At 57.2% G+C, this 9,768-nt stretch carries 10 protein-coding genes; 5 read left to right on the top strand and 5 right to left on the bottom strand.

Annotated elements, in window-relative coordinates; all coding sequences use genetic code 11:
• Positions 1-38: 38 nt before the first annotated feature.
• The 5 genes from ACP7AD_RS18285 to ACP7AD_RS18265 are packed head-to-tail and all read right to left on the bottom strand — an operon-like array spanning position 39 to position 4,973.
• Positions 39-560: a hypothetical protein gene (locus ACP7AD_RS18285; RefSeq protein WP_426149169.1), complete on the bottom strand. Its 522-nt coding sequence runs from the start codon at positions 558-560 to the stop codon at positions 39-41.
• Positions 557-1,810 carry a TIGR02678 family protein gene (locus tag ACP7AD_RS18280; RefSeq protein WP_426149168.1) on the bottom strand — a complete coding sequence of 418 codons (1,254 nt, stop codon included), beginning with the start codon at positions 1,808-1,810 and terminating at the stop codon, positions 557-559. Before ACP7AD_RS18280 ends, ACP7AD_RS18285 begins: the two co-directional genes overlap by 4 nt.
• Entirely contained in the window at positions 1,810-3,339 is a 1,530-nt protein-coding gene (locus ACP7AD_RS18275; RefSeq protein ID WP_426149167.1) for a TIGR02677 family protein, read from the bottom strand. Before ACP7AD_RS18275 ends, ACP7AD_RS18280 begins: the two co-directional genes overlap by 1 nt.
• Positions 3,340-3,358: 19 nt before the next feature.
• Positions 3,359-4,384, bottom strand: coding sequence for a nucleotidyl transferase AbiEii/AbiGii toxin family protein (locus ACP7AD_RS18270; protein ID WP_426149170.1), 1,026 nt, complete (start codon positions 4,382-4,384; stop codon positions 3,359-3,361).
• Entirely contained in the window at positions 4,377-4,973 is a 597-nt protein-coding gene (locus ACP7AD_RS18265; RefSeq protein ID WP_426149166.1) for a DUF6088 family protein, read from the bottom strand. Before ACP7AD_RS18265 ends, ACP7AD_RS18270 begins: the two co-directional genes overlap by 8 nt.
• 404 nt (positions 4,974-5,377) lie before the next feature.
• Here ACP7AD_RS18265 and ACP7AD_RS18260 point away from each other — a divergent pair, with 404 nt between their 5' ends.
• From ACP7AD_RS18260 to ACP7AD_RS18240, 5 genes are all read left to right on the top strand, one after another.
• The gene (locus ACP7AD_RS18260) at positions 5,378-5,794 is read left to right on the top strand and encodes an FMN-binding negative transcriptional regulator (protein WP_426149165.1); all 417 of its coding nucleotides are present in this window, start codon (positions 5,378-5,380) and stop codon (positions 5,792-5,794) included.
• Between the two features lies 1 nt (position 5,795).
• Positions 5,796-6,050, top strand: coding sequence for a hypothetical protein (locus ACP7AD_RS18255; RefSeq protein WP_426149164.1), 255 nt, complete (start codon positions 5,796-5,798; stop codon positions 6,048-6,050).
• 55 nt (positions 6,051-6,105) lie between these two features.
• Positions 6,106-7,341: a tRNA adenosine(34) deaminase TadA gene (gene tadA / locus ACP7AD_RS18250; protein WP_426149163.1), complete on the top strand. Its 1,236-nt coding sequence runs from the start codon at positions 6,106-6,108 to the stop codon at positions 7,339-7,341.
• A gap of 155 nt (positions 7,342-7,496) precedes the next feature.
• On the top strand, positions 7,497-8,456 hold the full coding sequence (locus ACP7AD_RS18245; RefSeq protein ID WP_426149162.1) for an LD-carboxypeptidase: 960 nt from the start codon (positions 7,497-7,499) through the stop codon (positions 8,454-8,456).
• A gap of 37 nt (positions 8,457-8,493) precedes the next feature.
• Positions 8,494-9,402: an FHA domain-containing protein gene (locus ACP7AD_RS18240; protein WP_426149161.1), complete on the top strand. Its 909-nt coding sequence runs from the start codon at positions 8,494-8,496 to the stop codon at positions 9,400-9,402.
• Positions 9,403-9,768: the final 366 nt, after the last annotated feature.

Below are 9,768 nucleotides of genomic sequence, written 5' to 3'. Positions count from 1 at the left end.
AATAAAGGAGCTTCGAAACACGCAAAAAGCAGCCTGACTCACTTCACTTCAGGCGACAACTTCCTTGACAGCCACCGCAAGCGTTCGCGGGTTAGCACCACGCGCAGTGGGCTAGTGAGCCAGATGTCTTCACCAATGCGCTGGTCTTCGAGCACGAAGAACCAGCTGTCAACCTGAGGGCGTGCTGCGGCGGCGAACAGTCCGCAACCCAGCGTCACGTACTCGGCGGCACCGCTCTCGGCTACCCGGCCGAACTCAACCCATGCATAGCCCATGCGCCGATCATGACGACCTAGCAGCAGGTTCCACGCCATTTTCTTGCCTGGGTCGCCATCGGGCTCGATGCGCGATGACTTCAGTTGGGCATCAAGCAGGAAGGGTAGCGTGAGCGAGAGCACCTTGGATTTGCCGGTGCCGTTGTTGCCTCGCAACAGCAGGTGACCATCGCGGAACCAGAATTCCTCGCTGTCGTAGTGGAAGAGTTCAACCAAGCCGAGCCGCAGGGGTTGCCAGCGGCCGCGCTCGGGCGTGGGCAAAGTGGGTTTGTCCGGGATACTCATGTTGCGTCGAATAGGGAAGTCTGTGCTTTGCTTGATGGCCGCTTGATTTCGGTCTCGCCAACGGCAAAGCGGGCGAGCGCTGGCAAGGGCTGGACAGCGTCGCCATCGCACGCCACAAGCTGTAGCTTTTGCAGCCGCGCCAGTGCGTTGCTGGCGAGTTCGTGTTCCGCGCCAGGCTCCCTGGCCGATTTGCGCCAGTAGGTGCTGTAGCGTTCCTTTGCCCCAGCAACGAAGGTCGTGATCTCATTCAAGGCAATCGAGGCATCAGCACCGGCGTGTGCCCGGTGGCGGCTGGCCAGGAATTCCGCCACCAGTAAGGTCACATGCGCCTCGGTGCCTTCGGCCGGCATGGCGACATCGGTCAACGCGCCGTCCTCATCGACCAGGGCCAGACCCTCGGCGCGCTGTTCGGCAGTCAGATCGGTGGCTTCACACAAACGCGTTGCCATCGGACCGCGCTGGTTAATAAAATACGCCCGCAGATCTGCATCGAGTGCGTCCAGATAGACTACGGGATCGTCCAGCAAACGGCGCGACAACTGGTGACGCAAGGCCGTGCGGCGGCCTTCATCGCTGTCGGCGATGTGTTCCGTGACCAGCGCGGACAACCGTTCATCAAGTGTCACCGGCGCTTCTTCGGGGCTCCAGGTTGATGGGCCGCGCACGGCCGCCAGCATACCGGCCAGCACGCGGCGCTGTACGTCGTAGAGTGCGTCGGCGACGCTGTTGTCACCACCACTGCGCACGAAGCCTTCTTCGTCACCGGCCACGCGCTGCAGTACGCCGAGCTCCAGCAGGCTGCGGCACACTGCCACCAGCTCGCGGCGCTCATGCTGGGCTTGCAGCGCGAAGCGGAAGCCGCGCGACAACAGGCTAGGCTCGGCGGCAAGTACCAGCAGTCGATCCCCCAGCACACGCAGCGTGATCTGCGGATCGGCGCGTTCGAGCACCGCGCAGGCAAGGCACAGCAGAACGTAGCGTCGGCTGTCATAACCGGGCAGACCACGGCTCGCGTCAACGAGATTGGATGGGCGCTTGTAAAGCCGGGCGCAGTCGTGTTCGATGTGCAGCGCCCAGCCAGTCTCGCGGGCAAACCAGGCGCGCAGTTCGTCAGCATGGCGGCGAACTGCCGCGAACTCTGCATGGACCGGGGTCATCAACGGTGCCATCAGCAAAGCGCGCAAAGCCTGGCTGCGTTCCTCGTGTTGGTGCTGGGCCTGTTGCTGGCTAATGCTGCGGCTGTCCACCATCAGGCTGCGTTCTCGATTCTGGTGATCGTGATGAAGTGGTCACGGCCTACGAAGACCCCCATCGGCGTCAACACCTCAGCGTGCGATTCGGCATCAAGCGGCGCGAGCTTGATGCGCAGCAGGCCGTCGCCGCTTTGCAACTCGACCGCTTCATCGGGCGTTGCCTGTACGGTCAGTGCTTCGCCCAACAGGCTCAGAAACAACTGGAATGCATGATCGTCGAGCCGACCGAGCTCGGACAGCCGCGTCAGTTTCCCGGTCGCCAAACGCTCACGGGCTGCTTCGATCTGCGCATGTTCCTCACGGAACTGCGCAGCCAGCAAGCGGCGTTCTTCATCGCGTTCCTGGACGCGCGGCAGCGCACCACGTGGCGTGGCTTCGCCGTATTCGCGCAAGCGCGGGTGGATGCGCAGCGGCGGTGCCTCGGCCCACGGGGTATTGGCCGGAAGATCCCTTGCGCCCGGCTCTAGAACAGGGTTCAGCGAAAAGTGCCGCGCCGGGTTCAATGCGAAGGCAGCGCGCGCCAGCCGATGGGCCTGTGCATCGTCGGCGCAGGCAGCAAACCAGCCGGCAAGCATGCGAAAGTCGGCGGAGCGGTCGCTGCGCCCGCTGCGGCGCTCGTTCAGTGCCGCAACAGCTGCCAGCAACTGCGGGATCGCCGAGCGTGCCTTCGATCGCAATAACTCAGCCTGCGGCGGCTCGAAGCCCGTGCTGACGAACCAGCGGCGCAGCCCTTTCCAACGCTCGCGCCAAGCCTGCCATCCGCGCGTCATCACGTCGGCCTGTTCGTTAGCATCGCCCGGGGCGGCATCGCGTGCCTCGCGTTGTGCTGCCTGCCACAGCAAGGGTTCGATGTGCGGCGACAAGGCGACGATGTGTTGTGCAATAGCACCGGAGCGCGCGACCAGGTCGCCGATGAAGCGTTCGAGGTAGTCGATCAGACGCTTCTTGTAGGCTACCACGGCGCTGGCCTCGGCCTGCTGCAGCTCGATGCTGCGCCCGATGCCAGCCATGAATGTTTGGGCATTGTCGGCCAGACTCTCGAACACGCGCACCAGGTCGCGCAAGGTTTCGTGCACTTTGGCGGCATCTGGCAGAGATTCACGGGAAAGGGTCAACAAGGTCTGTAGACGATTGGCGATGTCTTCCAACGCCACGGTCTGCAGTTCGGCCCGATGGCGCAGGGTTCGCTCGAACTCCGCCAGCGCCGATTCCACGGCTTCGCCGCCCCGCGACAGCCGGTACAGATAGCGCGCCCGATAGAAGTCGCTGATGCTGGCAACGCGGGCCGTATCGGGCTGCGATTCGAGGTTGCCCCACTCGGCGAGTTGCGCCAATGCTGACTGGACTTCCTCAATACGCGGCGGCGGGCCTGCCCACTGGCCTTCTGCAAGCACCTCGTCAGGTCGCAAGTGCAGGCGGAACTGGCGCTTCGCGGCGGCGAAGCTATCCATGATGTTGCGGTAAAGCGCAGACTTCTCGGCACTGACGTGCTTGAACAGCTCGGCCGAATCGTTCAGGGTTCTCATGAGGTGGCTGGTTTGCCTGTCATGGCGCAGCAGCCTTGTTTGCCTGGGTCTGGACTTCACTGCAAGCCTGCATCAGGTGATCGAAGCTGAGAGCTTCACCGAGCATGACTTGGTCGGCGCGCATGTTCTCGTAGTCATCGGCCAATGCGGTACGCGCATCGCCAGCGGGCACGATGTTCAGATGCCCCCTCACGGCCGGCAGGTAGTCAATGACGCTACCGGCACTGTCTTTTTCGATGAAAAAGAATGATTTATGCTGCGCGACGGAAACGGCTACAGCGCGGTCTGCCATCACACCAACAAAGTATTGGCTGCGTCCGAGTGCAGCCAAGTCGTGCCAATGCCGTGCGTACCGCTCGCTGCGTATCCGGCCCTGGGCACAGTAGACGTGCGCCGCTGTTGCCTTTTCCCAGAAGGTCCGCGCCACACTCATGACCAGGGGTGATGCGGTGGGGAATGAGATATTCGGAACGTGCCCGGCCATGTCACAGGTGATGGGCAACACCTGATGCGGCTCGCCGGTAGCACGGCCGCCGAACTCCAGCACCACGACCGGAGGGACATAGCCGGTGCCGTGCTTGAGCGCGGGATAGTGCAGCAGCAATTTGTCGTTTTCCGCTCCGCCCATTTCGAGCTTGGCATCGAGCTGTTCGCGGGCCAGCGCGGCCTCAATGATCGGTCGTACTTTCGTCGTGATCCAACCCGGCAGGCGCTCGCGCACCGCCTTGGTCCATTTGTTGGCTTGGCTGCGGCTGGCGGGCATTGCTCCTTCGCCGCCAATCAAATCTTCGATCAGCCTGCGGATGTCGTAGGTGAGGTCAATGTCTTCGGAAAATCGGTCGATGACCTTGTAAGCCTTGGACAAAGATGTGCCACCCTTGAATGTCAGGTCGGCGCTCAGTGGTGAATCGAAGAGGGCACCCAGCGTCCAGACGACCCACACATCCTTTTCGAGCAAATGCGTTGGGCGATCCGTTTTGGCACGAACTTGTTCCAGGACTTCGCGCTGGTCGTCTCGGCTGAGGGCAAAAAAGGATTCAACCACGGGCTGCTTGCTCACCTATCGCATGCGCCATCCAGGATGGCAATGCCGCACGTGAAGACGCCAGCGCGCGCCATTCCGATGGTGGCAGGGTCTTGCGCAAGGTCGCCAACGATTCGTCGGCATGTGTCGGCCCCATCCAAGCCAGAGCGCGCACTGCCGCGCCAGCTGGGCCAGTGCCTAAGACTAGCATCCAGCGTGGCACATGCTTCACCAGCACTTCAGAGCGGCCGAGCTTGAGTTTCCGGGTGCGTCCCGAGGTCACGTAGACCTCGCGAATGGGCACCTGCCGGGTTAGCCCTAGAGCGTTGGCAGCGGAAGCGCCATGTGTGGCAACCACTTCACCGCTTTGTGATGCCAGCGATGCTACGACTTTTTCTGGCGCGGGCGCGCGCGTACCGAACCGGCTATATATCGGCGTGACATAGGTTCCACGACCCACACGCAGCAGCTTACCTTTCTTGGTCATCCTGGAAAGGGCTTGATCGATGGCGGCTCGGCTGCCCAGATGCAGGAATTCCTTGGGCGACAGTACTCCGCCTTCGGACAAGGATTTGGCATGCAGCAGGATGGTTTCAGGCAGCGTGTTCATAAGGGCACCTCGAATGGTCAGAATCATACAATAGTTTCTGACATTAGACAATGAAAAAATTCTTTGGCGCCCAAGTATCTCGTATAAATGTGCGGAAGATGCTCGAAGAATCCGCAATTGCTTTCCGACGCTGCGCGACTCCATCCCTGGCAAATGCCCGAGTATTTTCCAATCCAGGCATGAGCCGGAAGCTTGATTGACCTGATGATGGTCTGTGAGTGGGTGAACCGGGATATGCTCGGCATGAAGAAGGCTCCCGGCTCCTGCCGATAATTGACGATTGATGTGCTGGAGTAGCCGTCGCGCAGACCGAGTACCTTTCCCGCGGTTGGCAAAGCCGCTCGGTTTTTGACGGTATAAATGACGGTGATTGTTGATGCTAAACTTTAAGAAGACCAGTGCCCATGCGGGTTTCCGGACCTCGGAAACAATTGAGTGGAAATAAGCCGTTAACTGGCGACTGCGCTGGCTTGAGCGTGTTGCGGAGCATTGCTGTGCGTTACACCGTGCAGGCAACACTGGTTGAAGACGCTGCCGCTAAGGACAGTTTCTTGAAAAAACTGATTTCCGATCACGAGTCCGCCTATGCTGAACAGTGGCTGGGAGTGGACGATGCGTATGCCCGGAAAATGCTGGCGGGCATTGTGGCGTTCGAATTGCGGATGACGGGCATGCAGTGCAAGTTAAAGCTCGACCAGCACCGGATCGAAGCCTTTTTAGCCACGCAAGCCATTTGTGAAAATGTTAGCGATGCCGAACAAGACCTGGGGCACTGTATGAAACGCATCGATAATGGTTCACTAAACTGTTGGAAGGATTGAGATGCGTCTTGTTTTTGGGATGCTCAGTTTCCTGGTCGTGCTGGCCGTTGTTGGGCTGCTGGTAAAAAAGCAGTTGATGGCTGTGACGGCATTGCAAAAACCAGCCCTTGCGAGCCAGGTCACCGCCAAGCCGGACGGACCGGCGAGCACGAAAAATCCTCAACTGCAGAGTCAGCAGAGTCAGCGGATTCAGGAACAAGTCAGGTTGTCGGTTAAAGCCGCCATGCAACGGCCGCGAACCGTTGATGGAGAGTAAAATATGGCGTCCACGCTCTGCCCTATTGGGTTTGCAGCTATACTTTAAATAGCAAATGACCGATGCTGATTTCATGGCATTGGCCCTTGATCAGGCCAGAATGGCAGCCGCGTCCGGGGAGGTTCCCGTTGGTGCCGTCGTCGTTCGGCAAGGCCTAGTAATTGCCACTGGCCGCAATGCCTTGGTCAGTGGCCATGATCCGACGGCTCATGCCGAGATCGTAGCCTTGCGTGTCGCAGCAAAAGATCTCGGAAACTACAGGCTGGACGAATGCGAGCTGTTTGTCACGCTGGAGCCATGCGTGATGTGCAGTGGCGCCATCCTGAACGCACGGCTCAAACGCGTGGTGTTTGGAGCCCCTGAACCCAAGACCGGCGCGGCCGGTTCTGTCATCAACCTGTTCGCACAATCCGCACTCAATCACCAAACCGAGTGGCAGGGCGGAGTGCTGGCTGAGGCGAGCCGCGCGCTGATGCAGGATTTTTTTCGCCAGCGGCGGGTTGATCAACGTTTGTCGGCACGACAGCGCTTTCCTTTGCGCGATGACGCACTGCGAACGCCAGATGCCGCCTTCGATGGATTGCCCGCCTATCCATGGATTCCACACTACCGCAACGATTTGCCCGCCCTGGACCGTTTGAGGTTGCATTATCTTGACGAACAGGTGGTCTCGCTTGAAAAAGATGGCGAGCCGGTGCCGAATACTTACCTATGCCTGCATGATATTCCCGGCTGGAGTTATGGATTTCGAAAACTGATTCCCCTCTTGCTTGGAATGGGTGACCGGGTAGTGGTGCCGGATTTAATCGGATTTGGCAAAAGCGATAAGCCCAAGAAGACCACTTTTCATACGCTCGCAAGGCATCACCAAATACTTGTTGAACTGGTTGAATCGCTTGATCTGCGCAACATCGTGCTGGTGTTTCCAGAGTGGCAAGGCCTGCTTGGGTTGACGCTGCCGATGCACTCACCCCTGCGTTATCGAGGCCTGCGGCTCATGGATGCTGATGGCCTTTTTAGCAAAGTTGAACAACCCTTGAGCGATGGCTTTCTGCTTTGGAAACAAGCAACGCGTCGCCAAGACGACCAAAATTTGACGCGATCAGTGAAACTCAAGGGAACCGAGGCAAAGAATCAAATCGATCCAGGATGCGACGCACCATTTCCTGGACAGAGCTATCGTGCAGGAGCACTTACATTTTCTGCTTTGGATCCTGCTTTTGACGATACAGAAAGCCTGAAGGTTTTTCGCGAAACAGAGCGGTTCTGGATGCTTCATGTGGGAAGCTAAATACCAGCACTAGGCTCGGCTCTACTAATTTATTTTTTTAAATGTAATCTACACCTTTATTTTATCAATTTATAGTAGATAAATCGATGGCACCAATGCGATTCTTTCGGGCAAGCCGAGATTGCTTTGAGTTTACTCAGTGGGATACTCCATCAGTGAAAAAACATATCTACATTTACTCTCCTTCCAGTGCAATACGCGATAAAGCCGCTTTCAAACGTGGGCTCAAGCGCCTGACAGCATCAGGCTATGAGGTAGAGGTTGATGAGGCAGCCTTGGCAAGCCATCAGAGATTTGCAGGGGACGATGAAACACGCCTTGCGGCCATTCACAGAGCTTCTGTCAGCGGTGCAGACATAGCACTGATTTCCCGCGGCGGCTACGGCCTTACACGCATACTGTCAGCCATCGATTACAAATTGGTTGCAAAAGCCGTGACCCGTGGCACGCAATTTGTCGGATTTAGCGACTTCACCGCATTCCAGATGGCGTTGCTGGCCAAAACAGGCGCTGTGACTTGGGCCGGGCCGGCACTCGGAGAAGATTTTGGCGCGGCAACAGGCGCTGATGACATCATGGAAGCCTGTTTTGGCGATCTGGTGACCGGGCAGGGGGAGGGTAGCGGCTGGCGGTTGCCGAAAAAAGCTACTAAAAAAATAGCTGACAACCTATATCCACCATGTGAAAACGCAATAAACGATACCTATAGTATTCACAATGCTGTGCTATGGGGGGGCAATCTGGCCATGCTGGCTTCACTGGTTGGAACACCTTTCCTTCCAGTCGTAAAAGATGGTATTTTGTTTATTGAAGATGTTGGTGAACACCCCTACCGCGTGGAACGCATGCTCGCCCAACTGCTTCTGGCCGGCATCCTGACACAGCAAAAAGCAATCATCTTCGGCCAGTTCAGTCATTACAAACTGGTGCCTCACGATAAGGGCTACACGATGGCCAGTGTGATCGTGTGGCTGCAAAGCCAAGTGACTGCAAAAATCCTCTGCGGTCTTCCCTTTGGGCATGTCCCCACCAAGGTTGTGTTGCCGGTGGGCCTGCCTGTGACACTTGCTGTGGAGGGCCGAGACGCATTTTTGCTTTGGGGTCACCAGCATTGAGCAGCATGTCTACTACAACAGGGATTATCCACAGCACATGGCAGAACTCACCGTCGTTTTTGCTGACCTGACTGGAAGCACTGGCGTTTTCGAAAAACTTGGCAATGTCAAGGCAACCCAGGCAATTACCCGCCTGACGCAGTGGATAGGTAAAGTCTGTGAGAAACACAGCGGACGCGTCGTGAAGTACTTGGGGGACGGCGTCCTCATCCTGTTTAAGGAAAGCCGAGATGCGGTTTCGGCTGCAAGCGAGCTTCAAAAGATTCACTATGATCGAATCCGTCATTGGCCACTTCCTCTAAAAATGAGGCTCCAGATAGGCATGGCACGTGGTGACATTGTCGAGCAGGACGGCGATTGCTATGGTGATGCTGTCAATGTGGCGTCCCGACTAAGCGATTTTTCTGGCTCCGAACAGATACTCGTCGCTGCAAATGTGATCAGGCAACTACCGGATTCTCTTGCAGTGCGCACCCGCTGCCTTGGCCCCATGGTGATCAGGGGCCGGACCGAGTCATGCATTGTGTATCGTGTTGAATGGCAGGATGAGGTGCTTTCTGAGGTATTCACTTTACCTGCAGGATTGATGCCTTCATCCCTTAATAATAATGATATTGAGCCAGACTACATCGAGTTGTCTTGGCTTGACCTGAACACTCGATTTACCGCTACTGAACTTCCCGTTTATCTTGGCCGAGATACGGACGCTCAATTTATAGTTCAGGATCCTAGAGTATCACGCAGACATGCCATGATTGAATGGCGCGCAGGGAAGTTCTATCTGAAGGACATCAGCAGCTACGGCACCTGGGTCCGGTTTTCCAACGGAGAATCAATTATTCCTCTGCGCCGGCAGGATTGCGTGTTGCTGCACAATGGAGAAATAGCACTTGGCGCATCTTTTGAAGATTTCACTGTGCCTACTGTCGCCTTCAAGCTCAAGTAATAATCTGATCGCCAGGCCATCAGGCTGGAACTGCGTCTGAATTGAACCTATCCCAGTGATGATGAAGAGCTATGGCTGTCTGAAACTCCTGCGATATCTGCCCATCTAGTACCTTGCGCGCATCTGCCAATATAATGCCAAGTGTTGGAACATAAACTAACTCAGGATTATTTTCAATACTGAAGCCTAGCAGGCCGCTGAAATACCTCAAAGCAAAGCCCGCTGGTTTTCTGCCTCATCGGATGATCTGAAGCAGGCCTTTTTCTGACCCGATACAAACCCATTGAGACCATGCGCGGAGCCGACACCTTCACCGAAAGCCCGTTCACGCTGCACCGCCTGGAGGACTTTGTGCCGGCCGACCAT

This window comes from Polaromonas sp. DSP2-3-2b2 (genome assembly GCF_049895905.1).
Lineage (GTDB): Bacteria > Pseudomonadota > Gammaproteobacteria > Burkholderiales > Burkholderiaceae_C > Polaromonas.
The sequence above is the reverse complement of the archived record's forward strand: the minus strand, read 5'-3'. Positions and strand labels throughout refer to the sequence as shown.

What these genes read in the sequence shown, in the direction of transcription:
- ACP7AD_RS18285 (WP_426149169.1), bottom strand. Translation starts at nt 560, where the DNA reads ATGAGTATCCCGGACAAACCCACTTTGCCCACGCCCGAGCGCGGCCGC.
- ACP7AD_RS18280 (WP_426149168.1), bottom strand. Translation starts at nt 1,810, where the DNA reads ATGGTGGACAGCCGCAGCATTAGCCAGCAACAGGCCCAGCACCAACAC.
- ACP7AD_RS18275 (WP_426149167.1), bottom strand. Translation starts at nt 3,339, where the DNA reads ATGAGAACCCTGAACGATTCGGCCGAGCTGTTCAAGCACGTCAGTGCC.
- ACP7AD_RS18265 (WP_426149166.1), bottom strand. Translation starts at nt 4,973, where the DNA reads ATGAACACGCTGCCTGAAACCATCCTGCTGCATGCCAAATCCTTGTCC.
- ACP7AD_RS18260 (WP_426149165.1), top strand. Translation starts at nt 5,378, where the DNA reads ATGCGGGTTTCCGGACCTCGGAAACAATTGAGTGGAAATAAGCCGTTA.
- ACP7AD_RS18255 (WP_426149164.1), top strand. Translation starts at nt 5,796, where the DNA reads ATGCGTCTTGTTTTTGGGATGCTCAGTTTCCTGGTCGTGCTGGCCGTT.
- tadA (WP_426149163.1), top strand. Translation starts at nt 6,106, where the DNA reads ATGACCGATGCTGATTTCATGGCATTGGCCCTTGATCAGGCCAGAATG.
- ACP7AD_RS18240 (WP_426149161.1), top strand. Translation starts at nt 8,494, where the DNA reads ATGGCAGAACTCACCGTCGTTTTTGCTGACCTGACTGGAAGCACTGGC.